The following is a 25,560-nucleotide window of genomic DNA, read 5'->3' on the forward strand; positions in this document are numbered from 1 at the left end:
TCACGAGTAAAACCCTGGCTTCTCCACGACACGCGGCTGCTCCTTCACTACAAATGAATGACTCACAACCAGCCTGACGCAGAGGGATATCGCGAGTTGGGGGCACTCCAACTCGCGATATCTGGACAAAAACTCAACAGCAAAAGTTGCACTAATTTTGATCGAGTGCAAAACTTTACTTTGTGAATGAAAGTGCAAGTACTGGCGGCGGACTGCGCGAGCGCAAGCGCGCCGCTACACGCGCGGCGATTACCGCCGTCGCCCGTTCCCTGACCTCCGAGCGCGGCCTTAGCGGCTACACAGTGGAGGACGTCTGCGAACAGGCAGGCATCTCCAGGCGGACCTTCTTCAACTACTTCCCCACCAAGGAAGACGCCATCCTGGGGCACGTGGACGACGAGCTGCCCGAGGACGTTTTCGACGAGTTCCTCCGGGGCGGACAGGGTTCCCCGCAGGGCGAGATCTCGGCGAGCCTGCTCCAGGACCTCCTCCAGCTGTCGCTCAGCATGTCCGAGCGGATGAGCAGCTCGGAGGAGGAAACCCGCCAGCTGATCGGGGTCATCAAGAAGGAACCGCAGCTGATGCTCAAGATCATCGGTGCCACGGAGGAGCGGGAAGCCCATTTCGCCCAGCTCCTCGCCAAGCGGGAAGGCCTTCCGGCCAGCCACCCTGTGGTGCGGATGGCCGTGGTGGTGATGGGCAACATCGCCCGGCACACCAGCCTCGCCTACTTCTCCGAGGGCAACGCCCGCACGTACCGTGACCTGCTGCTCGAAAACTTCGAAGCCGCCAGGTTCCTGCTCTCCCAGCCGTATTCCCGCCCCGTTTCCCCCGCCCACACTGAAGCCCCCTCCGCAGAAGGACAGCCATGAGCACCGCCGTCAGTTCCAAACCCGCAGCCGGACCGCTGCTGCTGACCCAGAAACGCATCTGGATCATCTTCTCCGCGCTGATCGCCGGCATGCTGCTCTCCAGCCTGGACCAGACCATCGTGTCCACGGCCATGCCCACCATCGTCGGCAAGCTCGGCGGCGTCGAGCACCAGGCCTGGATCACCACGGCGTACCTGCTCGCCACCACCATCGTCATGCCGGTCTACGGCAAGTTCGGCGACATCCTGGGCCGCCGGAACCTGTTCCTCGTGGCCATCGCACTGTTCACACTTGCCTCGGTGGGCTGCGCCTTCGCCACGGACTTCTGGGGCTTCGTCATCTTCCGTGCCATCCAGGGCCTGGGCGGCGGCGGACTGATGATCCTCTCGCAGGCCATCATCGCGGACATCGTTCCCGCCAAGGAGCGCGGCAAGTACATGGGCCCGCTCGGCGCCATCTTCGGCCTCTCCGCCGTGGCCGGACCGCTGCTGGGCGGGTTCTTCGTTGACCACCTCACCTGGGAGTGGGCTTTCTACATCAACATCCCCGTCGGCATCGCCGCCTTCACCATCGCCTGGTTCACCCTGACGCTTCCCAACAAGAAGGCCGAAAAGCGGATCGACATCCTCGGCGTCCTGTTCCTCTCCGTCGCCACCACCTGCCTGATCTTCTTCACGGACTTCGGGGGCAAGAAGGACGAAGGCTGGGACTCGCCCGTCACCTGGGCCTTCGGGGCCGGCCTGATCCTGGCCGCCGCGGCCTTCGTCATGGTGGAGCGCCGCGCCGAGGACCCCATCATCCCGCTGAGCCTGTTCCGGAACCGGATCTTCGTGAACTCCACCGCCATCGGCTTCACCCTGGGCCTGGGCATGTTCGCCGCCATCGCCTTTGTGCCCACCTTCCTGCAGATGTCGTCGGGCACCTCCGCCGCCGAGTCCGGGCTCCTCATGCTCCCGATGATGGCCGGCCTGATGGGAACATCGATCTACTCCGGTATCCGCATTTCCAAGACCGGCAAGTACAAGATGTTCCCGGTCCTCGGCGCCAGCCTGACCATCGCCGCGATGCTGTGGTTCACCACACTGTCGGCCGAGACGCCCATCTGGGTCATCTGCGTCCAGCTGTTCCTTTTCGGTTCCGGCCTCGGCCTGATCATGCAGGTCATCGTCCTCGTGGTGCAGAATTCCGTTCCGGCGGACCAGATCGGCACCGCCACCAGCACCAACAATTACTTCCGCGAAGTGGGGGCTGCGCTGGGCGTGGCGGTGTTCGGCTCCATCTTCACCAACCGGCTGGCGGAGTCCCTGACCAACGCGTTCACGGGCGCCGGGGCATCGGCCGGCCAGGCATCCCAGTCCACCAGGACGCTGGATCCGCAGACACTCGGCCAGCTTCCGGAGCAGCTCCGCGACGCGATCGTCAACGCCTACGCTGATTCCTTGGCACCGGTGTTCTGGTACCTCGTCCCGTTCATCGCCGTCGCACTGCTTCTGGCCATCACCCTGAAGCAGATCCCGCTCTCGGACACCGCAGGCATGGTGGCCCGCGGCGAGGCCGTGGGCGGCGAGGAGGCGGAGCTTCTCGAAGCCGCCCTGCGCGGGGCCGCCCTTGGTGACCCGGCTGTTGGTGACCCGGAGTTGCGTGACGCTGACGGTGTAAAGGACGACGACGGCGAGCTGGCCGGCCAGCGCCGCTGACCTGCCGCTGGGCACCGGGCTTAAGTGTTCGTTCGCGCTGGTCGTTCGCGGGGCTAGCTTGGGGGCTGCGGTCAGGCGGGGAGCAGGACCATGGCCGCTGCTGCTCCGGCCAGCATGAAGGGCCCGAACGGGATGGCCGATTTGAGCGTGCCGCGGCGCAGCACCAGCAGGCCGATGCTCCAGAGTCCGCCGAGCAGAAAAGCGGCGAACGTCCCCGCGAAAACGTGCGGCCAGCCGAGGTAACCCAGGTAGAGCCCCAGGACACCGGCGAGTTTCACGTCCCCGAAGCCCATGCCCGGCGGGTACACCAGCCGCAGCACGAAGTAGAACAGCCACAGCACCGCTCCCCCGGCCGCAATCCTCAGCGCCGGCACGCCGAAAAGCCGGGCCCCGCCGTCGGGCACTCCCGACGGATCCGCAACGGCGAGGGTCAGCACCGCCCCCAGCAGCAGCACCCCGGCCACCGCATAGGAGGGGAAGACGATCCGGTTCGGCAGCAGGTGGTGGCGGACGTCGATCACAGTGAGCCGCACCGCCATCACGGCGAAATACGCGCACGACGCCAGCAGCAGCCAGAATGCGGCTGGCGCGGTTTCCCAGAGTTCCCCCAGTCGTTGGATCACCCTCGGATGCTACTCGATTGCCGGACCTGCCGCTGGGGGCCGCGCGTAAACTGTGGATATGGGGACCTGGGACGCCAAGCACCGGCAGGAACACGGCGGTGGTGTTCCGCTTACGTCGGCTGCCTCGTTCCGGAATCTTTGCCGCTCATCCCCGTGGAAGTGGCAGTCCCTGCGCTTTGAATACACCGAGTTTCCCGGCGCCGGCAGTCCCGGCAGCGGCACCGTCCGCGCGTGGCTGCGCCGTCCCGGTGCGCTCCGGCTGGAGTCCTGCGACGGCACGCTGCTCGGCAGCACCACGGGCATCAACGATTCGCGTGACGGCCTGTACACCAGCGCCACCCGGAAGTCGTGGCTGCTTCCTGCGCACCTGGTGACCCCGGTCTACGACGACGGCGGGCTGGTGCGGCGCCGCCCTGAGGCCGCCTACGGTGAACCCTCGTTCGGAAACGGCCGGTTCGCTGCTGCGCTGGATCCGGTGGAGCTCGCGGGCAATGCCCCGGTGCCGCTGGAGTTCCCCAATGCCAACGCCGTCGAAGTGCTGGAGCCCGTTCGGGAGGTGACCCACGAAGGCCGGGCGGCGCTGGAAACTGTGGTGTCCCCGAACCCCGGGTACCGCCCGCTGGATGCGGCAGCACCCCTCTGCGGCGCGGGCCGGACCAGGATCCGCATCGACGCCGGCACCGGCGTCTGCGTCGCGGCAGAACCGCTCGACGGCGAGGGGCAGCTTTCCGGGCACCGCATCCGGATCCTGGCCGTGGACGAGTACATGCTGGACGATCTCTTCGTGGCCCAGCCGATGAACCTCACTGATGTGCGCGAGCACATCCAGTGGCCGCTGCGGCCCAATCCTGCCTGACGGGCCACCCCGACTGAAAGGCCACCCGCCTGACGGGCCACCCGGAATGCGGGGGTCCGCGCAGGTTTTTTCCAACCTGGCGGCTTCACACTCGTCCCATGTCAACCATGGCTCCAGACGTATCGACACCTGACACGGCCGGCACCGGCAGGACCGGCGCCCGGCGCCGAAGGAAGCTGCTGCTGATCCCGGTCTCCCTGCTCTGCGCCCTGGGACTCGTGCTGGGATACCTCTTCCTGACGGCCAAGCCCGAGGCGAGCACCCCGCTTGGCGCGAGTGCGGTGATCCCCGGCGGCACGGCGCGGGTCAACGGCATCATCCCGCTGGAAAAGGACGGCTGGCTTCCGCCGGAACGCGTCCAGGTCCTGGACGAGGGCCCGTCCGCGGGAACCCACCGGGTACGGATACTGGTGCAGTTCACCGCCCTGGAAGGTAAAGGCGTCGCGGTGGACACGTCCCAGTTCTCGGTGACAGGGCTGGGCGCCAACAGCATTCATCCGCTCTGGACGTCACCCGGGAAGACGCTGCTCAAACAGGGCGATAGCCTGGACGCCACCATGGTCTTCGAGCTTCCCAACCAGGCGGTCGCCTTGGTGCTGGAAGGGCCCGCCAACACCCGGCTGTCCCTCGGCCTGTCGCACCACACCAGCTGACGGCAGCGGTGCCGGTGTAAGCCGGGCCGCATTCCCCGGCGTCTTGACAGGACCAGCCACCTATTAGACTTCCGGCATGACCGAGCTGATCTCCGTGTGGCCTCCGTTCGCCCTCACTCTGGGCACTCCCCGGCTCACCCTGCGGCCACTGCGCGACGGCCACATCCCCGCGGCAGTTGAAGCGGCGGCCAGCGGCATCCACGAGCCGGGCCGCAATCCGTTCAGCACGCCCTGGACCGCGGTCCCCGCCGGCGAGCTGGGACCCAACATGGCCCGCTGGTACTGGCAGTGCCGCGCCACGTCCACGCCGGAGTCCTGGACGCTGACGCTCGGCATCTGGCACGACGGAACCTTCCTCGGCTGCCAGGACATCGCCGCGCGGGACTTTGGGGTCCTGCGCACGGTCACCACCGGATCGTGGCTGCGGAAAAGCGCGCAGGGCCGGGGCTTCGGCAGGGAGATGCGGGCCGCCGTCGCGCTTTACGCCTTTGACTGGCTTGGCGCCGAAGTCTGCGAATCCGAAGCCGCCCACTGGAACGCCGCATCCCTGGGAGTCTCCCGGTCGCTTGGCTACGAACCGAACGGCGCCACGCGCATGTCCTGGGACGGCAAACAGGAAACAGTACAGAGGGTCCGCCTCACGGCGGCAACGTTCAACCGGCCCGACTGGCACCTAGAAGTGGAAGGCCACGAACCCACGGCAAAATTCCTCCTGGGGATCGCGGGCTGAGGGGTTTCGCTCCCCGCCCGACCCAAGCTCAGCCAACAGAGAAGGGCCGTGGCCCGGAGACCCGGACCGCGGCCCTTCTTAGGTATGAGCTACGCCCCTTCGAGCAGGTCCGTGACGAGAGCCGCGATGGGCGAGCGTTCGGACCGGGTGAGGGTGATGTGGCCGAAGAGCGGGTGGCCCTTCAGGGTCTCGACGACCGCTGCGATGCCGTCGTGCCGTCCGACCCGGAGGTTGTCGCGCTGGGCAACGTCGTGGGTGAGGACGATCTTCGAGTTCTGCCCGATCCGGCTCATGACGGTCAGCAGGACGTTCTTTTCGAGCGACTGGGCCTCGTCCACGATCACGAAGGCGTCGTGCAGGGAGCGTCCGCGGATGTGGGTCAGCGGCATGACCTCCAGCATGCCGCGGTCCATGACTTCCTCCACGACTTCCTGGCTCACCAGAGCGCCCAGGGTGTCGAAAACCGCCTGCGCCCAGGGGTTCATCTTCTCCGCCTCCGAGCCCGGCAGGTAGCCGAGCTCCTGGCCGCCCACCGCGAACAGCGGGCGGAACACGATCACCTTGCGGTGCTCGCGGCGTTCCAGCACCGCCTCGAGGCCGGCGCACAGGGCAAGGGCCGACTTGCCGGTGCCCGCGCGGCCGCCCATGGACACGATGCCCACCGCGGGGTCCATCAGCAGGTCGATGGCCAACCGCTGCTCAGCGGACCGCCCGTGGAGGCCGAAAACGTCGCGGTCCCCCTTGACCAGGCGGACCTGCTTGTCGGCCCCCACGCGTCCCAGGGCGGAGCCACGGCTGGAGAGCACCACAAGGCCGGTGTTGACCGGCATCTCGGCTGCCGCCGGGATGAAGACCGGTTCGTGGCCGTACAGCGTGGAGATCTCCTCGTCGCTCGCATCGATCTCGGCGACGCCGGTCCAGCCGGAATCCTTGACGAGCTCGTTGCGGTATTCATCGGCCAGCAGGCCCATGGCCGAGGCCTTGACCCGCATCGGCAGGTCCTTGGACACCACGGTGACGTTGCGCCCCTCGTTGGAGAGGTTCTTGGCGACGGCGAGGATGCGGCTGTCGTTGTCCCCGCCGCGGAATCCGGCCGGCAGGACTTCGGCAGAGATGTGGTTCAGCTCGATCATGAGCGTGCCGCCCGCGTCGCCCAGCGGGATGGGCCGGTTGAGCCCGCCGTGCTGGATGCGAAGGTCATCAAGGAGCCGGAGCGCCTTCCGTGCGAAGTAGCCGAGTTCGGGGTCGTGCCGCTTCCCTTCAAGTTCGGTGATCACCACGATCGGCACAATCACTTCGTGCTCCGCGAACCGCAGCAGCGCGCGGGGGTCGGAGAGCAGCACGGAGGTGTCGATGACGAAGGTGGAGACTGATGGCTGGGTTTCAGTCTGTGGGCCGGAAACAGCAAGACCGGCTGCGGCGTCTTTCGTGTCCGCACCGGTCTTTGAAATGGCTCGCTTGGCGCGAGAGGTAGCCTTCTCACCCTTGTCCGTGATGACTTCGGGCAGTTGTTCAGAAATAGCCACATCGACTCCAGCCCCGGGGCACGTGCCCGGAATTGTTATTGGTGAGGCGGCTCGGCCACGAGGCCGGATCCGGCCTCCCATACAACCGGTGCGAAGAATCGCTCCATGTACTGGCCTCCCCGATCAGCCGGCGGTTTGCCTGCTGATGGGTTTAACGTAAATCGCCCCGAACTAATTTCCAACGTCTTCGTCCGGCGATTCCTGTTGCCGGCATGTGAATTCGGAGTGAACGACGGCGGCCCATACGGCGGCCGTCGGACGACGAAAACGCTAGGAGCCGAAGCGGCGCTGACGGCCGGCGTAGTCGCGCAGGGCGCGGAGGAAATCCACTTTCCGGAAGGCGGGCCAGAGCGCCTCGCAGAAGTAGAACTCGCTGTACGCGCTTTGCCACATCAGGAAGCCCGAGAGCCTTTGCTCGCCCGAGGTCCGAATCACCAGGTCCGGATCCGGCTGGCCGCGCGTATAGAGGAAGCGCGAGATGTCCTCCACACTCAGGGAGTCGGCGAGTTCGCTGATATCCGCCTTGTGCGCCACGGCGTCGTGCAGCAGCTCGCGCACCGCGTCCACGATCTCGCGCCGGCCGCCGTAGCCGACAGCCACGTTCACGTGCAGTTTCTCGCGCACCGGCGTCCGGGCGGTGAGCTTGGTCAGGCGCTCCGCAAGGTAGTCCGGGAGCAGCTCCGGGGCGCCCATGGCATGAACCGAAATGTCGGCATCCTCGTCCAGCCGGTCAAGAGTGTTGGCGATGATGCCCATCAGGAGGTCGAGCTCCTCGCCGGAACGGCTCATGTTGTCCGTGGAGAGCATGTACAGGGTGACCACCCGGACGCCCAGCTCCTGGCACCAGCCGAGAAACTCGTGGATCTTGTCCGCGCCGGCCTGATGGCCCTGGCTGGTCGGGGCATTGAACTGCCGGGCCCAGCGCCGGTTGCCGTCCACCATGACGCCGATGTGCCTGGGGATCCGTTCCGGTTCCAGCGAGCGCAGAAGCTTGCGCTCATAGAAGCCATAGAGGAACCCGGGCCATTCCATCCGGAGATTCACCTGACTTCCTGCTGTACGACTTTTGTGCAAGTCCTAGGCTACCGCCCGGAGGCGGCAGCCGCGCGCAGGTTGCCGTCCGGTGCCCCGCCGAACGGGCCGAAAGGACCAGACGGGCAAAACGCTACCAGGGAGTAACTTACTGAACCGTAGGTTATTCTGGAAGGCATGAAGAGCAATGCCCCGGACGGCGGACCGGAGCCGTCGAAGGCTGAACCCGCCGCCGTGGACCACGCCGCGGAACGCATCGCGGAACTGCTGACGATCAAACCCAAGTGGCGGGGCTGGATCCACACCGTCACCGCGCCGTTCGCCCTGGCTGCCGGGATTATCCTGGTTGCGGTGGCTCCCACCGCAGAGCGCAAGATTGCGTCCGCCATCTACGCCCTTACCGGCGTGCTGCTCTTCGGCGTCAGCGCGGTGTACCACCGCGGCAACTGGGCCCCCGGCGTTAAACGCGTCCTCAAGCGGCTGGACCACACCAACATCATGCTGGTGATCGCCGGCAGCTACACCCCGCTGGCGTGGAGCCTGCTGGACAGGCCGACGGCGGAGTTCCTGCTCTGGCTGATCTGGTCCGCCGCGATCCTGGGTGTCCTCTTCCGGCTGCTCTGGACCGACGCGCCCCGCTGGCTGTACGTGCCCATCTACATCGGCCTCGGCTGCGGGTCCCTGTTCTACCTTCCCGCCTTCTTCGCGGCGAGCGTCCCGGCAGCCCTGCTCATCTGCGTCGGCGGGGCCCTGTACATCGCCGGGGCTGTGTTCTACGCCCTCAAGAAACCCAACTTCAGCTACCGGCACTTCGGCTTCCACGAGCTTTTCCACGCATTCACGGTGCTGGCCTTTGCCGCCCACTTCTCGGCCATCCTCATTGCAGTCCTGAGCTGACGCGTTCCAGCGCCTCCGCAGCGGTCGCCACCGGCCGGTCGCAGACCATGCCGCGGCACACATAGACGAGCGGCGCACCTCCGGGGCCGGCCGGCCTCTGCCGCAGCAGCGGCACCTCGGCCGGCGTCCCGCCGTCGTCCGCCTCCCCTGCCGCCACCACCAGCCCCGGGCTCGGGGACAGCAGCAGTGCACGGTGGAGCGCGTCCCGTTCGGGACCGGCAGGTCCGACGACGGCGGCCTCCACCGGCCCTGCAAGCGCGGCCTGCGCTGTGGCCAGGAGCCAGCCAGCCACGCGCGGTACCCGCACCGCGAGCGGGGGCAGGAGGGCCAGGATGTTCCCGGCCATAATCCGGTGTTCCGCGGAGCCGGACAGCGCGGCGTAGCCCAGCAGGACGCCGGCAAAGGCGGCCGCGCCACTGGGCGTGGCGTTGTCAAAGGGGTCCAGGCCCGGCTTTCCGCCCTGGGCGCTGACGACCTGCGCCGACTCCCCGGCGGAATCGGCAAGCCTTCCGCCGTCGACGAACCGGGTGCAGGCCGTCCGGATCAGCGCCTCGGCGAACATGTACCAGCGGGGATCGCCCGCCGCCGAGTACAGCGCCAGGAAGCCGCCCGCGCAGAACGCATAGTCCTCGAGCAGGCCGCCGATCCCGCGGGCCGCGCCGGCATGCGACACACGGATGAGCTCCCCGGGCGGCTGCGGGCCGGCCGATGCCGCCCGCCAGTGGACCCGTTCCAGATAGCCGGCGATCCGGACGGCTGCCGCCACGAGGTCCGGCCTGTCCAGGACTGCACCGGCGTCCGCGAGCGCGGCCACGGCGAGCCCGTTCCAGCCCGCCACCACCTTCTCGTCCCGCTCGGGCTGCGGGCGGCGTGCCCGGGCTTCCTGAAGGCGGGGCCCCACATCCTGCCAGAGCCGCGCCTCGTCTCCGTCCAGCGCCCGGCCCGGGTGCAGCGGCGAGCCGAACTCCGACACGGTGCCCCGGGAGCCGACGTTCATCATCCAGGCGACGGCCGCAGCATCCTCCGCGCCCAGCACCCGTCCCAGATCGCCGGACGTCCAAAGATAGCTGGCCCCTTCATGGTGCTCCCCGTCCACCACGGAGTCTGCATCCAGCGAGGACGCCAGTCCCCCGCCCGGCAACCCCAGCGCGGAGAGCATCCAGTCGGCGGTCCGCGACGCGACGTCCGCCGCCTCGGCTGCCGGGAACCCGGCCGTTCCGCCCAGCCGGATCCAGTGCACGTAGACGTGCAGCAGCTGGGCGTTGTCGTACAGCATCTTCTCAAAGTGCGGAACGGACCAGTCGCGGGTCACTGAATACCGGGCGAACCCGCCGTCGAGCTGGTCAAAGAGGGCCGAGCGGGCCATGGCCGCGAGGGTGCGCCCGGCCATCTCCCTGGCCTCATCGGCGGTGTCCGAGGGCACCGCGGCGTGCCGGACCAGGAATTCCAGGACGGCCGACGGCGGGAACTTGGGGGCGGTGCCGAACCCGCCGTCGTCGGGGTCTTCGGAATCTGCGAGGGAACGGACGGCGGCGGGCAACAGCCCGGCGTCGAGCAGTTCCGGCGGACGGGACACGTCCACGGCAGCGGCGAGCTGCACCTGGCCCATGTTCTGCGCGAGGGATCGGGCGTTTCCCTCCACGGCGTCGCGGCGTTCCGTCCACGCCTCGTGCACGGCCTCGAGGACCTGGCGGAAGGACGGACGGCCCGGCATGGGATGGGGCGGGAAATAGGTGCCGGCATGGAAGGCCAGGCCGCCGGTGGTCAGGAAGACGGACATGGGCCAGCCGCCCTCACCGCTGATGGCCTGCGTGGCGGCCATATAGACGGAATCGACGTCCGGACGTTCCTCGCGGTCCACCTTGACCGCAACGAAATGGCTGTTCAGGTAGTCAGCCGTGGCCTGGTCCTCGAAGGACTCGCGTGCCATGACGTGACACCAGTGGCAGGCGGCGTAGCCGATGGACAGGAACACAGGCACGTTCCGGGCCGCGGCCCCCGCAAAGGCGGCGTCCCCGAACGGCTGCCAGTGCACCGGGTTGCCGGCGTGCTGGCGCAGGTAGGCAGAGGGTTCCGCGCCGAGGGCGTTTTGCTCCCCCGGTCCGGGCTGCTGCCCCGGTCCGGGCTTCCCTGATGCAGGCTTCCCCGATCCGGGATCAGGTGTCGGCGCGGCCTGCATTGCCGTTGGCGGCATCGTCGCGGGCAATGTCCGCCGCCTCGGCGGCAGCCTGGCGTTCCTCCTCCACCTGGGCGCGGTACCGCACGCGGCGGATGCGGCGCACCATGTCCACAATCAGCAGCGCGGTGAGCACCACGATGAAGGCTGTCAGCAGAAAGCCCAACAGGCCGGGGGTGACCTGGTCCGGAGTCAGGCCGGGGCGCAACGACGGCGAGGGTGCCGGGGACGATGCCAGGGCGATGAGCAAATGGTGCACTGTTCAAACCTTCTCAAGGCTGGGGCCGCCGTCAGCCCCGTGGGCCAACGTCCGGCCCGTTGGTACGCGCGCGGCCGCGGCCATTCCGGCCGCCACACGGACTTCTACGCGGGTCTTCTACTGGGTTGTTCTACTGCAGTTTTTCTACTGTGTTGTTCTACACGGGATAGAAAATGTCTCTTGTCTCTATCTTAGCCCCGCGAACAGATCCTTTTCGGGCAGCTCAGAGGACACCTTCGACTGGATCAGCGTGTAGTCCTCCCAGGGCCAGACGCGCGCCTGCATCTCCGCTGACACGGCGAAGAAGAAGCCCAGCGGGTCCACCTGGGTCCGGTGCGCGCGGAGGGCGTCGTCGCGGGCTTCGAAGAAGTCGCCGCAGTCCACCTGGGTGGTGGTCTCATGCATGGGCATCGGGGGCGTGTGCCCTTCGGCGTCCGCCTCAAGCCAGGCGGCCAGGCGCTGGGCGTAGGGCGACTGGAGTCCGGCCTCCTCCAGCGCGAAGTGCAGGGCACGGAAGCGTTCGGGGCTGAAGGCGCGGTCGTAGTACAGCTTGCCGGGCTCCCAGGCCTCCCCGGTGCCCGGATACCGGGCGGGGTCGCCGGCGGCTTCGAAGGCCTCCACCGCAACCCGGTGCGCCATGATGTGGTCCGGGTGCGGGTAGCCGCCGTTTTCGTCATAGCTGACCATCACGTGCGGTTTGAAGTCCCGGACCAGCCGGACGAGGGGCGCCGCCGCCCGCTCCAGGGGCTGCAGCGCGAAGCACCCGGCCGGCAGCGCCGGGAGCGGATCGCCCTCGGGCAGGCCCGAGTCCACGAAGCCCAGCCAGCGCTGCCGGATGCCCAGGATCCGGGCGGCCTCGTTCATTTCAAGGCGGCGGGCACCGGCCATGTCCCGCTTCGGATGGGGCTCGGGCTCCATGGCCGGATTCTGGATGTCGCCGCGGGAGCCGTCCGTGCAGGTCGCGACCATGACGTCCACACCGGCCGCGGCGTACATCGCCATGGTGGCTGCACCCTTGCTGGATTCGTCGTCCGGGTGGGCGTGGACTGCCAGCAGGCGAAGCGTGGACGACTGGCTGGTGGACGCTGTCATCTGGGACTGCTCCTCTTTCTCCTGGGGCTGACTGCAATGCTGACGCCGGATATTTCCCCGGTTGATCACCCCTAAACTGGAAGGGTGACTACCGAGGACAAGTCGGGCACTTCCCAGCCTGCAGACATTAGCCTAGCCAATCGCTATGGCCGTCCAAAGCGCAGGCTGTCCCGAAAGGCCCGGCGCTGGGCGGTTATCGTGGCCCTGGCAATCGGCATGGGCTTCCTGGCCTGGGTCTCCACGTCCAACGCCACGGCGTCGGTGACATACAAGGACATCGGCTACCGGACTCCGGATGCCACCCAGGCCGTGGTGGACTTCCAGGTGACCAGGGAACCCGGCACGGCCGTCAAGTGCGCCATCAAGGCGCTCGATTCCAGGTTCGCGGTGGTCGGCTGGAAAGTGGTCGACATTCCGCCGGTCGGGCAGGAGCCGCAGGACGCGCAGGGCCAGAGCACCGACGGCGGGCGCACGTTCGCCCAGCGGGTTGTCCTGCGCACCGAATCCCAGGCCGTCTCGGGCGTCGTGGACAACTGCTGGATCCCGAAGCCCGCGGTTTCCTAGGGCCGGCCCAGGGCCGGCAGGAAAACCGGCAGCAGAAGAAGCCGTGTGACCCACGCCGCTTGGTTGTTGGGTTTACTCCACAGGATTGACTACAATGGATCAATACCTTTACCCCGCTGAGATGGTTACTGAGTTCCACAGGTGGCCACCGTGGCGGGGTCTTTGTTTGTATGACCGCTTGTACACCCACTAGAGGAGAAGTCCGTGTCTACCACTAACAGCGCGCCTGCAGCTTGGCTTACCCAGGAAGCTTTTGACCGCCTGAAGGCAGAGCTGGACCACCTTTCCGGCCCCGGCCGTGCGGAAATCGTCCAGAAGATCGACGCTGCCCGTCAGGAGGGAGACCTCAAGGAGAACGGCGGTTACCACGCTGCGAAGGAAGAACAGGGCAAGATCGAGGCCCGCATCCGCCAGCTGACCGTCCTGTTGCGCGACGCCCACGTCGGCGAGGCACCGGCCGACGACGGAATCGTTGAGCCCGGCATGATCGTCGTCGCCCGCATCGCCGGCGACGAGGAAACCTTCCTGCTCGGCTCCCGCGAAATCGCCGGCGACTCCGATCTGGACGTCTTCAGTGACAAGTCCCCGCTCGGTGCCGCGATCATGGGCCACAAGGAGGGCGACAAGCTCAGCTACACCGCCCCCAACGGCAAGGACATCTCGGTGGAGATCATTTCCGCCAAGCCCTACTCGGGCTAATACCGCATCCGTCCGCGGTCCCAGCAAACGCACGACGCCGGCCTCCCCACTTCCGGGGACGGCCGGCGTCGTGCTTTAAACCGCCTTAGTTATCCTTCGCCGCCAAACGCAGGTTGGCGGCGGGAGGCCCGTGCCCGCAGCACGACGGCGGCCAGGACGCCGCCTGCGGCGCCGCCGAGGTGCGCCTGCCAGGACACGTAGCCTGCCACGTTCGGAATGATCCCGAAAAGGATGGAACCGTAGGCAAGGAACAGCACCACCGACAGCAGGATCTGCCACCAGCTGCGGTTGAAGAACCCGCGCACCAGGAGGAACGCGAACAGGCCGAAGACCAGCCCGGACGAGCCCACGGTGACTCCGCCGGCGCCAAACAGCCAGACGGCCAGCCCGGAGCCCAGCCAGCTGCAGGCGACGGCCGTGAGGAAGACCCGGATCCCGGATAGAAATACCAGGAACCCGAAGATGATCAGCGGCAGCGCGTTGGACAGCACGTGGTTGAGGTTGGCGTGCAGCAGCGGGAAGGTGAACACGTCCAGGATGCCGTCGGCGCTTCTGGGCCGGAGCCCGAAGACGCCGTTCAGCGAGTGGAGCAGCACCGTGTTGAGCAGCTCGATGGCGAACAGGAGCGCCACGAAGGATCCCACCACCAGCAGTCCGCGCTTGGCGCGGGCTGCGGCCGTTTCCCTGGTGGCGGGCGCCTCGCCCTGGCTGTCCAGCATGACGGCTCCTAGTGCACCACGATCGGCTGGAAACCCTCCGCGCGCAGGGCGCCGAGGACCTGTTCGCCGTGCTCGTGGCCCTTGGTTTCAAGGTTCACTGTGATGGAGACGTCGCCCATGCTGATGGAGCCGCCCACGCGGGTGTGGTCGAGGCCGGTCACGTTGGCGTCGTTCTCGGCAATGATGCGCGCGATGGTGGCCAGCGAACCCGGGCGGTCATCGAGCATCATCCGCACGGTCATGTAGCGGCCGGCGGCGGAGAGGCCGCGCTGGATCACTTTGAGCATCAGCATGGGGTCGATGTTGCCGCCGGACAGGACGACGGCGGTGGTCCCCGGGTTCTCGATCTTGCCGTCCATGAGGGCAGCCACCCCCACCGCACCGGCGGGTTCCACCACCATCTTGGCGCGTTCCAGCAGGAAGATCAGGGCCCGCGCCAGGGAGTCTTCGCTGACGGTGACCACATCGTCAACGAGTTCGCGGATGATGCTGAAGGGCAGCTGCCCGGGGCGGCCCACGGCGATGCCGTCGGCCATGGTGGACACCTTCTTGAGCGGCACCAGGGCGTCCGCCGCCAGCGAGGGCGGGTAGGCGGCCGCGTTTTCCGCCTGCACGCCGATGATGCGGATTTCGCGGCCGAGTTCCTTGGCGCGGGCCTTGACGGCCACAGCGACGCCGGCCAGCAGCCCGCCGCCGCCGACGCCCATCAGGATGGTGTCGACGTTGGGCACCTGTTCGAGGATCTCCAGGCCCAGGGTGCCCTGGCCGGCCACGACGTCCACGTTGTCGAAGGGGTGGACAAAGACGGCTCCGGTGTCGTCGGCATACCGCTGGGCTTCGGCCAGGGCCTCATCCACGTTGTGCCCGTGCAGCACCACCTCGGCGCCGTGGCTGCGGGTCGCGGCGAGTTTGGGCAGTGCCACGCCGAGGGGCATGTAGATCCGGGCCGTGATGCCCAGGCTCTTGGCGGCGACGGCGACGCCCTGGGCGTGGTTGCCGGCGGAGGCCGCCACCACGCCGCGCTTCTTGTCCGATTCGGAGAGCCGCGCCATCCGCACGTAGGCGCCGCGCACCTTGAAGGAGCCGGCGCGCTGCAGGTTCTCGCACTTGAAGTAGACCTCACCGCCCACCATGCTGCCCAGGGCCCGGGAGGACTCCACCGGGGTCCGCGCAATAATCCCGTCCAGCAGCTTCTGCGCCTCAAGGACATCGTCCAGCGTGACGGGAAGGCTTTCGGGGGTGTTCACGAACTATTCTCCTTTGGGTGAATCGACGTCGGCACCGGGGGCGGCGTTGCCGCCCGGGGCGCCGTGTGCAGTGCCGGCAGGGTTGCCGTGGCTGGAATGCGAGCCCGGCAGCCGGACTTCCCTGAAGGTATTGTCCTCATCGGCAGAGGCCAGGTCTGCGGTACCCGCGGCAGCCGGCACAAGTTCATGTTCCCACGTTCTGGCAGCAATATACCGAATCGCCGAATTTGCTACGGCCAGGATGGGCACCGAGAACAGCGCCCCGGGGATGCCCGCGAGGTAGGAGCCGGCGGCGACGGACAGGATCACGGCCACCGGATGCAGGGCGACGGCCTTGCCCATGACCAGTGGCTGCAGGATGTGGCTTTCCAACTGCTGCACCAGCAGCACGATGCCCAGCATGATCAGCGCGTTGACCGGACCATTGGCCACCAGGGCGAGCAGCACCGCGATGACGCCCGTCACGAGCGCACCCACCACGGGGATGAAGGAACCGATGAACACCAGCACGCCCAGCGGCAGTGCCAGCGGGACATTGATGATCGCGGCACCGACGCCGATGCCGACGGCATCCACGAAGGCCACGAACAGCTGGATCCGCGCATAGCTGACCATGGAGGTCCACCCGCGCCGGCCGGCGCCGTCGGCGGGGATCCGCGCCTGCCGTGGCAGGAGCCGGACCAGGAAGGACCAGATGCGGCTGCCTTCCAGAAGGAAGAAGATCAGGATGAAGAGCGCCAGGACCAGTCCCGCCGCGAAGTGGCCGGCGGTGCTTCCGAAGGACAGGGCGCCGCTGAGGATGCTGCTGCTGTTGTTCTGCAGCGCGGCCGTGGCGTCCTGGACGTACTGGTCGATCTGGGTGGCCGTCAGGTGCAGCGGGCCCTCGGCCAGCCAGTTCTGCACCTGCTGGACGCCGGCCAGCGCCTCGCCCCACAGCTCCTGGAAACCGAGGGCAAGCTGCCGCCCCACCAGGGCCAGGGCACCGGCGATGAGCCCGATGAAACCCAGGACCGTGATGGCGACGGCGGCCCCGTTGGGGATGTGCGACTTCCGCAGCCACCGCACCAGGGGACTCAGCAGGCCGGCCAGCAGCGCCGCCACCATCACGGGAATGATGAGGAAGCTGACCTTGGCCAGCAGCCAGACCAGGGCGCCGGTGATCAGCAGGATCAGCCCCAGCCGCCAGGCCCATGCGGCCGCGATACGCACACCGTAGGGAATGTCCTCTTCAAGGTCACGGTCGGTCCGGATGCGCCGCGGCTCGAGACGGCCGAAGGGCCGGGCAGGGTTTGTTGTGCTTGCCCTGCCTGTGGCACTGCCCGTCGCGCCGGCACCGCCTGTCGCGCTGGCAATCGTGTTGGCTGCGTCGTCTGGTGTGGCGTCCTTTGCTGGCGTCATAGCCCAATACTTCCCTAGCAGTCCGGCTATTGGAAACGCGCCACGGCCCGACTGCGCCGCTTTGGTCACGGGGCACTCAGGTCAGGCACCGGCCAGGTCAGCGCGGATGCCCCAGGTGATGGTGAATGAGTCCCCGGGCGCCAGCCAGCGAAGGCTGTCCCCGGAGTTGAAGGCGTTCGCCGGCCCTGTCATCGGTTCCAGTGCCACAGCCGCTGGCCGGCCAGGATAGGTGCGGCTGACAAACACGTGGACGAACGGGCAGGTCTCGTCCTGCCACAGGCTGACGCTGCGGCCGTCCGGTGCGGTCAGCGTGTGGCGGGCGATCCCGCCGTCGAACCTCAGATCCGTCAGGGCGGCGTCGAGATCCAGGTCCCCCACCGTCTTTCCCCGCCGCAGGTCGCTGTCGCCGGATACGGGTTCGGAGCTGCGCGGGATGAGCCGCTCGTCCGCCACCAGTCGCGTTGCGGCAGCCACGGTCAGGGTGAGCTCTTCGGAGGGAACATCGCCGATCCGGAGGTATGGGTGCGCGCCGAGCACAAATGGCGCCTCGGCCTCGGAATCGTTGACCAGCGTTTGCCGCACCTCCAGGCCCAGGTCCTCGGCCAGGGAGTACTCCACGCGGTGCCGCACCAGGAACGGGTACCCGTGCTGGGGGAATACCGGCGCCTCGAGGGTCACCGCAAACTCGGACTCGGCGACGAGGGAATACGGCGCATTGCGCAGGAGCCCGTGGCTTGCGTTGTTCTTGGAAACCTCGGTGATGTCCAGCTGCTGCTTTTTGCCGTTCAGGTGCCAGACGCCGTCCTCTACCCTGTTCGCCCAGGGCGCCAGGGTGATGCCAGTAGCGCCGGGCGGGATGTCGGAATCCCCGTAGGACTCCGTCAGCTGGACATCCCCGCGGCTGTACCACCGCAGCCCGGCAGCAAGCTCGGTGACCACGGCGAGCGCGTCGCCCCGCCTGAGCTCGTACTGCCTGCCCGTGGCGTAGCGCCGCTGAGTCGTGAGGGAATCGCTGGTTTCGGAAGTCGCGCCGGAAGTCATGGACCTACCGTACAACGCACGCAGCACAACGCATGAGTGGCCTGCCAGGACAACTCTTTGTTGTCTTTTGTTAGAAAGTATTTGTTTTTGATCGGTTTGTGCCACAATGGGAACAGCCGCAAATAGTGACCGGCCCCACAAAGAACAACCGAGCCCGCACACAGCTGAGCCCATCGACGACGGCTGAGTCAACAGGAAGGAGGTGCAACCGTGCTCGCAACACAGCGGCAGCACCTCATCCTCCAGGAACTCGACGCCGAGGGGACCGTCCGCGTCGCAGCACTCGCGGACCTGCTCCGCGTCTCCGAGATGACTGTCCGGCGCGACATCGACGCACTCGACGCCGAGGGCCTCCTGCTCCGGGTTCACGGCGGCGCCACCCGCGCTGGCGCCTTCAGCGCCCTCGAACCGGGGTTCGGCGCGAAGTCGGCCCGCGAAGCGGACGCGAAACGGGCCATCGCCGCCGAGGCGCTCTCGCTGCTCCGCCCCGGCGTGACCCTGCTGGTTTCCGGCGGCACCACCACCCACGAACTCGCGCGCCTGCTCCCCCGGGATCTCGGGCTGACGGTGGTCACCAACTCCCTCATGGTGGCCAACGCGCTGGCGGCGGGCGACGGCGGCATCCGCACGGTGGTGCTGGGCGGCCAGCGCACGCCGTCCGAGGCCCTTGTGGGTCCGGTGACGGTGCACGCCCTGGACGGCCTGCACGCCGACCTGTGCTTCATGGGTGTGCACGGCTTCGACCCGAAGGCCGGCATCACCTCGCCGAATCTCCTCGAGTCCGAGGTCAACGCCGCCATGATCGCGGCGTCGGACACGCTGGCCGTGCTCGCTGACGCCACCAAGTACGGCACCGTGGGCCTCGCCGGGATCGCCCCGCTGTCCGCGGTCGGCACCCTTATCACGGACGCCAGGATCAGCACAGGCTCCGCCGGACCGGCGGCCGAAAGTCTGCTCCGGCAGTCCGTCGGCGAGCTGCGGATCACCCCTCTAACCCCGGCCTTCGCACCTCCAGCCTCCCAACTGGGTAGCAGCTCAGGGGCTTCCCAGCGCTGGGAACGCCCTGATCTGCTACCCAGTTGGGTCGCCGACCCCTTTCCTTCCCGCCCCACCAGCCTCCCGGACGGCCAAATGCCGCCCGCTTCCGCGTTCAAAGGACACGACGCATGACCCATATCACCAGCACCCAGCTCGCCGACGGCCGCGAATTGCTCTACTTCGACGATGCCGGCTCAGCCCGTGCGCGGGCCGTTGAAGAGGCGCAGGACCACCGTGACCTCCCGCCCCGTGGGGAGCCCGGCGAAGTCCGGTACGACGCACTGACCGGCGAATGGGTGGCCGTGGCCGCGCACCGGCAGACGCGCACCCACCTGCCGCCCGCGGACCAGTGCCCCATCTGCCCCACCACAGACGCCAACCCGTCGGAGATCCCGGCGCCGGACTACGACGTCGTGGTGTTCGAGAACCGCTTTCCCTCCCTCGGCCCGGCCCTGGGACCCGTCCCGGCCAACCCGGGCTGGGGCACCACCGGCCCCGCCTACGGACGGTGCGAGGTTGTCACCTTCACCCCGGAGCACACGGGATCCTTCAGCGGTCTCAGCGAAACCCGCGCCCGCACCGTGGTGGAGGCGTGGGCGCACCGGACGGCCGCCCTCAGCGCACTGCCCGGCATCAAGCAGGTTTTCCCTTTCGAGAACCGCGGCGCGGACATCGGCGTCACCCTGCACCACCCGCACGGCCAGATCTACGCCTACCCCTACGTCACCCCGCGTGCCGCCGTCATGGGCGCCGCGGCGCGCAAGTTTTATGACGACGCCGGCGGGCAGCAGACGCTGACCGGCTCGCTGCTGCGTGCCGAACGCGAGGATGGCAGCCGGATGGTGCTGGAAAGCGACAGTTTCAGCGCGTACGTTCCCTTCGCTGCCCGGTGGCCGCTGGAGATCCACCTCGTTCCGCACCGCCAGGTCCCGGACCTTGCCGGGCTGACCGGGGAGGAGAAGGACGAGCTGGCCCACGTCTACCTGGACCTGCTCAAGCGCCTCGATGCCCTCTATCCCACTCCGACGCCCTACATTTCGGCCTGGCACCAGGCCCCGGTCGATGATCTGCTGCGCCCCGCCAGCTACCTGCACCTGCAGCTGACCTCCCCGCGCCGCGCGGCGGACAAGCTCAAGTTCCTGGCCGGCTCGGAGGCGGCCATGGGCGCCTTCATCAACGACACCACCCCCGAACAGGTGGCGGAGCGGCTCCGGTCGGTGACCGTTCCGGCATCCCCGGCCGAGGTGCTCGCTCCGGCCGCCCCCGGCCTGGTCGAACAAGGCCTCATCGAAGGAGCCCACGCATGACCGCCCCCGCCACGACCGACCTCGAAGCCCGGTTCCACGCCGCATTCGGCCGCCAGCCCGACGGCGTCTGGCAGGCTCCCGGCCGGGTCAACCTGATCGGCGAACACACAGACTACAACGAGGGCTTCGTGCTGCCGTTCGCCATCGACAGGACCGCCCGCGTGGCCGTGGGGGTCCGTCCGGACTCAACGATCCGGCTGCTCTCAACCTACGGCGACCAGGGAGTCACGACGGCGGACACCGCTTCGGTGGAGGTGGGGACGGCGAAGGGCTGGACCAAGTACCCGCTGGGCGTCATCTGGTCCCTGCAGCAGCGGGGCATCGGGGTCCCCGGCCTGGACCTGCTGCTGGATTCCGATGTCCCGCTCGGCGCCGGGCTGTCCTCCTCGCACGCCATCGAATGCGCCGTGATCTCGGCACTCAACGACCTCACCGGGGCAGGCCTCGGCCCGGAGGACATGGTGCTGGCCACCCAGCGCGCGGAGAACGACTTCGTCGGCGCCCCCACGGGCATCATGGACCAGTCCGCCTCGCTGCGCGGCTCGAAGGGCCACGCTGTGTTCCTGGACTGCCGCGACCAGAGCGTGCAGCTGGTCCCCTTCGAAGCCGAGGCGGCAGGCCTGGTCCTGCTGGTCATCGACACCAAGGTTTCCCACTCCCATGCCGACGGCGGCTATGCCTCCCGCCGGGCCTCCTGCGAGCTCGGCGCCGAAGTGCTGGGCGTCAAGGCGCTCCGGGACGTCACGCCGGGCGATCTGGAAGAGGCCAGCGGACTGCTGGACGAGGTCACGTTCCGCCGCGTCAGGCATATCGTCACCGAGAACGACCGGGTGCTGCAGACCGTGGAAGCCTTGGGGCAGCAGGGACCCTCGGCCATCGGCGCCCTGCTCGACGCCAGCCATGCATCCATGCGCGACGACTTTGAGATCTCCTGCGCCGAACTGGATCTCGCCGTCGAGGCCTCCCGGGCAAACGGCGCCATCGGCGCCCGGATGACCGGCGGAGGTTTTGGCGGCGCCGCCATCGCCCTGACTCCGGTGAGCGAGGAGCAGCAGGTGCGCACCGCCGTCGTACGCGCCTTCGCGGAGGCGGGGTTCACGGCACCGGACATCTTTACGGTCACCCCGGCGGCCGGGGCAATGCGGCTGGCGTAGCTGTTAACACACACCGCTCCGGGCGTAGGCTGGTCGCATGCCTGAAGCAGTCATTGTTTCAACCGCCCGGAGCCCGATCGGCCGCGCCTTCAAGGGCTCACTGAAGGATGAGCGGCCGGACGATCTGGCGGCGGCCATGGTCCGGGCGGCGCTGGCCAAATTGCCGGCGTTCGACCCCTCCGGGGACACCGGGCCGGGCCTGGACGACCTGTACCTCGGCTGCGCCGAACCCAGCGGCGAGGCGGGCTCCAACATGGCCCGCGTCGTGACCATCCTCACCGGGCTGGACAACGTGCCCGCCGCCACCGTCAACAGGTTCTGCGCCTCCAGCCTGCAGACCCTGCGGATGGCCTTCCATGCCATCCGCGCGGGCGAGGGCCAGGCGTTCGTGGCTGCCGGCGTCGAAGCCGTTTCGCGCTACCAGGACTGGGCCGGCGCGGGCGAGACCGGGGCCCGGAACCACAACCCCCTGTTCGAGCCGGCGCGCCAGCGCACTGCCGCCCGCGCCGAGTCGAACACGCCCTGGACGGATCCGCGGCTGGGCGGCCGGATGCCGGATATCTACATCGCCATGGGCCAGACGGCGGAGAACGTGGCGACGTCCTACGGGGTCAGCCGCGCGGACCAGGATGAATGGGCCGTGCTGAGCCAGAACCGGGCCGAGGCCGCGATCGCCTCCGGCTTCTACGCCCGCGAAATCACGCCGTACAAGCGGCGCGACGGCACCGTGGTGGACCGGGACGACTCGCCGCGGCCGGGCGTGACCCTCGACGCCGTCAGCGCCCTGCAGCCGGTTTTCCGCCGGGAGGGCACAGTGACGGCAGGCAATGCGTGCCCGCTCAACGACGGCGCTGCCGCCCTCGTCGTCATGAGCTACGACCTGGCCCGGGACCTCGGGCTGGAGCCGCTGGCCAGGATCGTCTCCACTGCGGCCACCGCACTGTCCCCCGAGCTGATGGGGATGGGACCCGTGGAGGCCTCCCGGCAGGCGCTGGCCCGCGCCCGCCTGGACATGCATGACATCGACCTCGTAGAGCTCAACGAGGCCTTCGCCGTGCAGGTGGTGGCCAGCGCCCGCGAACTGAAAATCGACGCCGCGAAGCTCAATGTGCACGGCGGCGCCATCGCCCTGGGCCACCCCTTCGGCATGACCGGCGCCCGGATGACCACCACGCTGCTCAACGGCCTGCGCGAGAAGGATGGAACGCTGGGTCTCGCCACCCTGTGCGTCGGCGGCGGACAGGGCATGGCCGTGGTGCTGGAGCGCCTCACTTAGCCCGTCACATTGGAGTTTTTGTCCACATAATGGCCCCAAACGGCCCCGGAAGTCCCAATAAGTGGACAAAAACTCCCGCCATAACGCAGGAGTGGGCCCCGCCGGTTGGCGGGACCCACTCTATTTAAGGACGTACGACGGCGGGGTGCCGGCTTTGTCTGTCGCGTTTAGTCGTCGCCGCGGAGGATGGCCAGCAGGCGGATGATTTCCACATACAGCCACACGAGCGTGACGGTGAGGCCGAAGGCGGCGGTCCAGGAGAAGCGCTCCGGGGCCCCGTTGCGGACGCCTTCTTCGATGTTGGTGAAGTCCATGACCAGGGAGAACGCGGCCAGGCCGATGGCCAGAACGCCGATAGCGACGCCGATGAAGCCGCTGCGCAGGCCGAACGGTTCAGTTGTCAGCCCTGTCAGCATCATGACCATGTTCACCACGGAGAACAGCGCGTACCCGACGATGGCGATCATGAAGAACTTCATGGCCTTGGGCGTGGCCCGGACCTTGCCGCTCTTGAACAGCAGCAGCGTCACGGCAAACACGGACAGCGTGCCCACCACGGCCTGCAGGCCGACTCCGGGGTACATGGTGTCCAGGACACGGGTCAGTCCGCCGAGGAACAGGCCCTCCAGCGCGGCGTAGGCCAGGATCAGTGCCGGTGACGGCTGCTTCTTGAAGGTGTTGACGAGGGCCAGCACAAATCCGCCGAGTGCGCCGACGATCATGAGCATGGATGCCAGGCCCAGGGCCACCGACAGGGTGACCGCGGCACCGACAACCACGGCGCCGAGGCAGACCGCCGTCTTGATGATGACGTCGTCAAAGGTCATCCGCCCGGTTTCGGCGGGGCCGGCCGCAGGCCGGTTGTACATCTGCTGCAGCTGGTCATTGGTCATGTTCTGCTGCTGCGACATCCAGCCGGACTGTGCGTCCATGACCTGGCCGGGAGCGCGGCCCTGACCGTAGCTGTTCTGGCCGTACGCCTGCGGGACAGGCGGTGCCTGGGTGGCTCCACGGAAATTCTTTCCGTTGAAGATCGGGTTTCCGCCAAGTGCCATTGCGGGTGTCCTCCATGTATGGGTTGAGTGATGAATCTACTGGTCACGCTACCAATTTCCACGGACCAGCGGCGTGGAAAGTTCCTGCTGGTGGCGGGGCAATTCAGTTGTTACCGGATCGCTATCTGATGGTCAGCCCACCCCACGCGGTTTGTACTGCTTGCGCTGTACGATAAGCGGGTCAGGGTGACGGATATCACAGCTAGTCAATACCCGCTCCACCAGCAAGGATATCCGCCGCCCTCCGTTCGCAGCGGCTGCAATGAGGCAGCCGCAACCACCCCCACGTGGAGGTTTTGAATTTTGAGACGCACACCGAGAGGGCTGCCTATCCGGCGGCCGGCCGGGCTGCTGAAGGTTTGGGGGGCCATTGCCTCCGCCGTCGTGGCACTTTTGCTGGTGGCAGCACCGGCATCGCAGGCGGCCACTCCAGCTCCGACACCACCCCCGTCGAACCAGCAGTTCCAGGACACCATCAGCGGCTTCCTCCGCGACGACTCCCGGCGCCCCATCGAAGGCGTCAAGATCACCGCCAAGAGCGGGACATTCACGGGAGAGGCAAAATCGGGCGCCAACGGGTCCTGGCGCATTGGTGTCCCCCAGCAGGGCACCTACGAGATCCAGCTCGACGAATCCACGCTTCCGGAAGGGATCAAGCTCGCCGAAGGCCAGTCGAATCCCCGGACAGTCACCTTCAGCCAGACGTCAAACCTCTCGGTCATCTTCGCCTTCGGCAAGGGCATCGTGGTGCAGCAGCAGGACTTCGGCCAGAACCTGCTTAACAGGCTCGTGGCCGGGCTCAGCTTCGGCCTGCTGCTGGCACTCGCCTCGGTGGGCCTGTCCCTGATCTTCGGCACCACCGGGCTCACCAACTTCGCGCACGGCGAGATGGTGACCCTCGGCGCTGTCCTGGTTTTCGCGTTCAGCGCCATGAACCTGCCCTTCTGGCTGGCCATCATCCTGGCATTGGTCGGCGGCGGACTCTTTGGTTATGCGCAGGACGCCGGGCTTTGGCGGCCCCTGCGCCGCCGCGGCACCGGCCTGGTTCCGATGATGATCGTCAGCATCGGCCTTGCCCTGGCCATCCGCTACATCATCCAGTTCTACTTCGGTGGCGCCACGCAGCAGCTGCCGTTTGCGCAGAGCGACGAAATCCAGATCGGCCCGGTCTCCATCTCCCCCAACAACCTGTGGTCCCTGGTCATCAGCGCGGTTGTGATCGCCCTCATCGGCGTCGTGCTGCTGAAAACCAGGTTGGGCAAGGCCACCCGCGCGGTGGCAGACAACCCCGCCCTGGCCGCCGCCTCCGGAATCGACGTCGACGGCGTCATCCGCCTGGTCTGGATCGTCGGCGGTGTGCTGGCTTCGCTGGGAGGCATCCTCTGGGCCTACTACCGCCCCGGCGTCACCTTCGACATGGGCTCGCAGATCCTGCTGCTCATCTTCGCCGGGGTGACCCTCGGCGGCCTCGGCACAGTATTCGGCGCCCTCGTCGGCTCGGTCATCGTCGGGATTTTCGTCGAGCTGACCACCGTGTTCGGCCTCGCGGCCGACCTCAAATACGTGGGTGCACTTTTCATCATGATCGTTGTCCTCTTGTTCCGGCCCCAGGGCATCCTGGGCCGTCGCGAGCGCGTGGGTTAGGAGAC

The 25,560-nt window shown here is 67.7% G+C and carries 24 protein-coding genes; 13 read left to right on the forward strand and 11 right to left on the reverse strand.

The features are described from left to right. Window positions 1-182: 182 nt before the first annotated feature. Both ACFRAU_RS21905 and ACFRAU_RS21910 read left to right on the forward strand, forming a co-directional pair. A complete protein-coding gene (locus ACFRAU_RS21905) occupies window positions 183-872 on the forward strand; it encodes a TetR family transcriptional regulator (RefSeq protein WP_378001468.1) in 690 nt (229 codons plus the stop codon). Further along, on the forward strand, window positions 869-2,569 hold the full coding sequence (locus ACFRAU_RS21910; RefSeq protein WP_378001469.1) for an MDR family MFS transporter: 1,701 nt from the start codon (window positions 869-871) through the stop codon (window positions 2,567-2,569). The genes ACFRAU_RS21905 and ACFRAU_RS21910 overlap by 4 nt, the downstream gene beginning before the upstream one ends. 71 nt (window positions 2,570-2,640) lie before the next feature. On the opposite strand, the gene ACFRAU_RS21915 is transcribed toward ACFRAU_RS21910, so the two are convergent. Next, a complete protein-coding gene (locus ACFRAU_RS21915) occupies window positions 2,641-3,192 on the reverse strand; it encodes a prepilin peptidase (protein WP_377997000.1) in 552 nt (183 codons plus the stop codon). A gap of 58 nt (window positions 3,193-3,250) precedes the next feature. Here ACFRAU_RS21915 and ACFRAU_RS21920 point away from each other — a divergent pair, with 58 nt between their 5' ends. The 3 genes from ACFRAU_RS21920 (at window position 3,251) to ACFRAU_RS21930 (ending at window position 5,431) form a co-directional block, all read left to right on the forward strand. After that, window positions 3,251-4,048, forward strand: coding sequence for a hypothetical protein (locus tag ACFRAU_RS21920; RefSeq protein WP_378001470.1), 798 nt, complete (start codon window positions 3,251-3,253; stop codon window positions 4,046-4,048). A gap of 107 nt (window positions 4,049-4,155) precedes the next feature. Beyond that, on the forward strand, window positions 4,156-4,701 hold the full coding sequence (locus ACFRAU_RS21925) for a hypothetical protein (protein ID WP_378001471.1): 546 nt from the start codon (window positions 4,156-4,158) through the stop codon (window positions 4,699-4,701). Between the two features lie 76 nt (window positions 4,702-4,777). Then, window positions 4,778-5,431 carry a GNAT family N-acetyltransferase gene (locus ACFRAU_RS21930; protein WP_378001472.1) on the forward strand — a complete coding sequence of 218 codons (654 nt, stop codon included), beginning with the start codon at window positions 4,778-4,780 and terminating at the stop codon, window positions 5,429-5,431. 89 nt (window positions 5,432-5,520) lie between these two features. On the opposite strand, the gene ACFRAU_RS21935 is transcribed toward ACFRAU_RS21930, so the two are convergent. Beyond that, window positions 5,521-6,957, reverse strand: a complete 1,437-nt coding sequence (locus ACFRAU_RS21935; protein ID WP_377996996.1) for a PhoH family protein — start codon at window positions 6,955-6,957, stop codon at window positions 5,521-5,523. Window positions 6,958-7,227: 270 nt separating this feature from the next. Then, window positions 7,228-7,989: an isoprenyl transferase gene (locus ACFRAU_RS21940; RefSeq protein WP_306926727.1), complete on the reverse strand. Its 762-nt coding sequence runs from the start codon at window positions 7,987-7,989 to the stop codon at window positions 7,228-7,230. A 255-nt stretch (window positions 7,990-8,244) separates the two neighbouring features. On the opposite strand from ACFRAU_RS21940, the gene ACFRAU_RS21945 reads away from it, so the two are divergent. Next, on the forward strand, window positions 8,245-8,886 hold the full coding sequence (locus ACFRAU_RS21945) for a hemolysin III family protein (RefSeq protein ID WP_378001500.1): 642 nt from the start codon (window positions 8,245-8,247) through the stop codon (window positions 8,884-8,886). Here ACFRAU_RS21945 and ACFRAU_RS21950 read toward each other — a convergent pair. The 3 genes from ACFRAU_RS21950 to mca all read right to left on the reverse strand — a co-directional run bounded on the left by ACFRAU_RS21950 (window position 8,867) and on the right by mca (window position 12,413). Continuing rightward, window positions 8,867-11,065: a thioredoxin domain-containing protein gene (locus tag ACFRAU_RS21950; RefSeq protein ID WP_378001473.1), complete on the reverse strand. Its 2,199-nt coding sequence runs from the start codon at window positions 11,063-11,065 to the stop codon at window positions 8,867-8,869. The genes ACFRAU_RS21945 and ACFRAU_RS21950 overlap by 20 nt on opposite strands. Then, window positions 11,043-11,321, reverse strand: a complete 279-nt coding sequence (locus tag ACFRAU_RS21955) for a hypothetical protein (protein ID WP_377996994.1) — start codon at window positions 11,319-11,321, stop codon at window positions 11,043-11,045. The genes ACFRAU_RS21950 and ACFRAU_RS21955 overlap by 23 nt, the downstream gene beginning before the upstream one ends. A gap of 186 nt (window positions 11,322-11,507) precedes the next feature. Then, window positions 11,508-12,413 (reverse strand): mycothiol conjugate amidase Mca, encoded by a 906-nt coding sequence (gene mca / locus ACFRAU_RS21960; RefSeq protein ID WP_378001474.1) that lies wholly within the window; start codon window positions 12,411-12,413, stop codon window positions 11,508-11,510. Between the two features lie 84 nt (window positions 12,414-12,497). On the opposite strand from mca, the gene ACFRAU_RS21965 reads away from it, so the two are divergent. Together ACFRAU_RS21965 and greA are read left to right on the forward strand one after the other, a co-directional pair. Further along, complete coding sequence (locus ACFRAU_RS21965) at window positions 12,498-12,977, forward strand: DUF4307 domain-containing protein (RefSeq protein WP_378001475.1); 480 nt, start codon at window positions 12,498-12,500, stop codon at window positions 12,975-12,977. Window positions 12,978-13,181: 204 nt separating this feature from the next. Continuing rightward, the gene (gene greA / locus ACFRAU_RS21970) at window positions 13,182-13,676 is read left to right on the forward strand and encodes a transcription elongation factor GreA (protein ID WP_236807671.1); all 495 of its coding nucleotides are present in this window, start codon (window positions 13,182-13,184) and stop codon (window positions 13,674-13,676) included. Window positions 13,677-13,765: 89 nt separating this feature from the next. On the opposite strand, the gene ACFRAU_RS21975 is transcribed toward greA, so the two are convergent. The 4 genes from ACFRAU_RS21975 to ACFRAU_RS21990 all read right to left on the reverse strand — a co-directional run bounded on the left by ACFRAU_RS21975 (window position 13,766) and on the right by ACFRAU_RS21990 (window position 18,081). Further along, complete coding sequence (locus ACFRAU_RS21975) at window positions 13,766-14,395, reverse strand: rhomboid family intramembrane serine protease (RefSeq protein WP_378001476.1); 630 nt, start codon at window positions 14,393-14,395, stop codon at window positions 13,766-13,768. Between the two features lie 8 nt (window positions 14,396-14,403). After that, window positions 14,404-15,642: a threonine ammonia-lyase gene (ilvA, locus tag ACFRAU_RS21980; protein ID WP_377996990.1), complete on the reverse strand. Its 1,239-nt coding sequence runs from the start codon at window positions 15,640-15,642 to the stop codon at window positions 14,404-14,406. Window positions 15,643-15,645: 3 nt separating this feature from the next. Beyond that, window positions 15,646-17,040: an AI-2E family transporter gene (locus tag ACFRAU_RS21985; RefSeq protein ID WP_378001477.1), complete on the reverse strand. Its 1,395-nt coding sequence runs from the start codon at window positions 17,038-17,040 to the stop codon at window positions 15,646-15,648. Between the two features lie 81 nt (window positions 17,041-17,121). Next, window positions 17,122-18,081, reverse strand: coding sequence for an aldose 1-epimerase family protein (locus ACFRAU_RS21990; RefSeq protein WP_378001478.1), 960 nt, complete (start codon window positions 18,079-18,081; stop codon window positions 17,122-17,124). A gap of 210 nt (window positions 18,082-18,291) precedes the next feature. Between ACFRAU_RS21990 and ACFRAU_RS21995 the strand changes: the two genes are divergently transcribed. From ACFRAU_RS21995 to ACFRAU_RS22010, 4 genes are read left to right on the forward strand one after another with little or no spacing between them, the layout of a single operon-like run. After that, a complete protein-coding gene (locus tag ACFRAU_RS21995; protein WP_378001479.1) occupies window positions 18,292-19,251 on the forward strand; it encodes a DeoR/GlpR family DNA-binding transcription regulator in 960 nt (319 codons plus the stop codon). Further along, the gene (gene galT, locus ACFRAU_RS22000; RefSeq protein ID WP_378001480.1) at window positions 19,248-20,426 is read left to right on the forward strand and encodes a galactose-1-phosphate uridylyltransferase; all 1,179 of its coding nucleotides are present in this window, start codon (window positions 19,248-19,250) and stop codon (window positions 20,424-20,426) included. Before ACFRAU_RS21995 ends, galT begins: the two co-directional genes overlap by 4 nt. Next, window positions 20,423-21,580 carry a galactokinase gene (galK, locus tag ACFRAU_RS22005; RefSeq protein ID WP_378001481.1) on the forward strand — a complete coding sequence of 386 codons (1,158 nt, stop codon included), beginning with the start codon at window positions 20,423-20,425 and terminating at the stop codon, window positions 21,578-21,580. Before galT ends, galK begins: the two co-directional genes overlap by 4 nt. 37 nt (window positions 21,581-21,617) lie before the next feature. Then, complete coding sequence (locus ACFRAU_RS22010; RefSeq protein ID WP_378001482.1) at window positions 21,618-22,856, forward strand: acetyl-CoA C-acetyltransferase; 1,239 nt, start codon at window positions 21,618-21,620, stop codon at window positions 22,854-22,856. Window positions 22,857-23,023: 167 nt separating this feature from the next. Here the strand turns inward: ACFRAU_RS22010 and ACFRAU_RS22015 are convergent, their stop codons facing one another. Further along, window positions 23,024-23,911, reverse strand: a complete 888-nt coding sequence (locus ACFRAU_RS22015; RefSeq protein WP_377996983.1) for a Bax inhibitor-1/YccA family protein — start codon at window positions 23,909-23,911, stop codon at window positions 23,024-23,026. A gap of 348 nt (window positions 23,912-24,259) precedes the next feature. On the opposite strand from ACFRAU_RS22015, the gene ACFRAU_RS22020 reads away from it, so the two are divergent. Then, on the forward strand, window positions 24,260-25,555 hold the full coding sequence (locus ACFRAU_RS22020; protein WP_377997003.1) for a branched-chain amino acid ABC transporter permease: 1,296 nt from the start codon (window positions 24,260-24,262) through the stop codon (window positions 25,553-25,555). Window positions 25,556-25,560 lie beyond the last annotated feature (5 nt).

The organism is Arthrobacter sp. NPDC056691, assembly GCF_042791415.1.
In the GTDB taxonomy this organism is placed as follows: domain Bacteria; phylum Actinomycetota; class Actinomycetes; order Actinomycetales; family Micrococcaceae; genus Arthrobacter.

Excerpts from the sequence above, each read along its gene's own strand:
- ACFRAU_RS21910 (WP_378001469.1), top strand. The coding sequence starts at position 869 with ATGAGCACCGCCGTCAGTTCCAAACCCGCAGCCGGACCGCTGCTGCTG.
- ACFRAU_RS21920 (WP_378001470.1), top strand. The coding sequence starts at position 3,251 with ATGGGGACCTGGGACGCCAAGCACCGGCAGGAACACGGCGGTGGTGTT.
- ACFRAU_RS21925 (WP_378001471.1), top strand. The coding sequence starts at position 4,156 with ATGGCTCCAGACGTATCGACACCTGACACGGCCGGCACCGGCAGGACC.
- ACFRAU_RS21930 (WP_378001472.1), top strand. The coding sequence starts at position 4,778 with ATGACCGAGCTGATCTCCGTGTGGCCTCCGTTCGCCCTCACTCTGGGC.
- ACFRAU_RS21940 (WP_306926727.1), bottom strand. The coding sequence starts at position 7,989 with ATGGAATGGCCCGGGTTCCTCTATGGCTTCTATGAGCGCAAGCTTCTG.
- ACFRAU_RS21950 (WP_378001473.1), bottom strand. The coding sequence starts at position 11,065 with ATGCAGGCCGCGCCGACACCTGATCCCGGATCGGGGAAGCCTGCATCA.
- mca (WP_378001474.1), bottom strand. The coding sequence starts at position 12,413 with ATGACAGCGTCCACCAGCCAGTCGTCCACGCTTCGCCTGCTGGCAGTC.
- ACFRAU_RS21975 (WP_378001476.1), bottom strand. The coding sequence starts at position 14,395 with ATGCTGGACAGCCAGGGCGAGGCGCCCGCCACCAGGGAAACGGCCGCA.
- ACFRAU_RS21985 (WP_378001477.1), bottom strand. The coding sequence starts at position 17,040 with ATGACGCCAGCAAAGGACGCCACACCAGACGACGCAGCCAACACGATT.
- ACFRAU_RS21990 (WP_378001478.1), bottom strand. The coding sequence starts at position 18,081 with ATGACTTCCGGCGCGACTTCCGAAACCAGCGATTCCCTCACGACTCAG.
- galT (WP_378001480.1), top strand. The coding sequence starts at position 19,248 with ATGACCCATATCACCAGCACCCAGCTCGCCGACGGCCGCGAATTGCTC.
- galK (WP_378001481.1), top strand. The coding sequence starts at position 20,423 with ATGACCGCCCCCGCCACGACCGACCTCGAAGCCCGGTTCCACGCCGCA.
- ACFRAU_RS22010 (WP_378001482.1), top strand. The coding sequence starts at position 21,618 with ATGCCTGAAGCAGTCATTGTTTCAACCGCCCGGAGCCCGATCGGCCGC.
- ACFRAU_RS22015 (WP_377996983.1), bottom strand. The coding sequence starts at position 23,911 with ATGGCACTTGGCGGAAACCCGATCTTCAACGGAAAGAATTTCCGTGGA.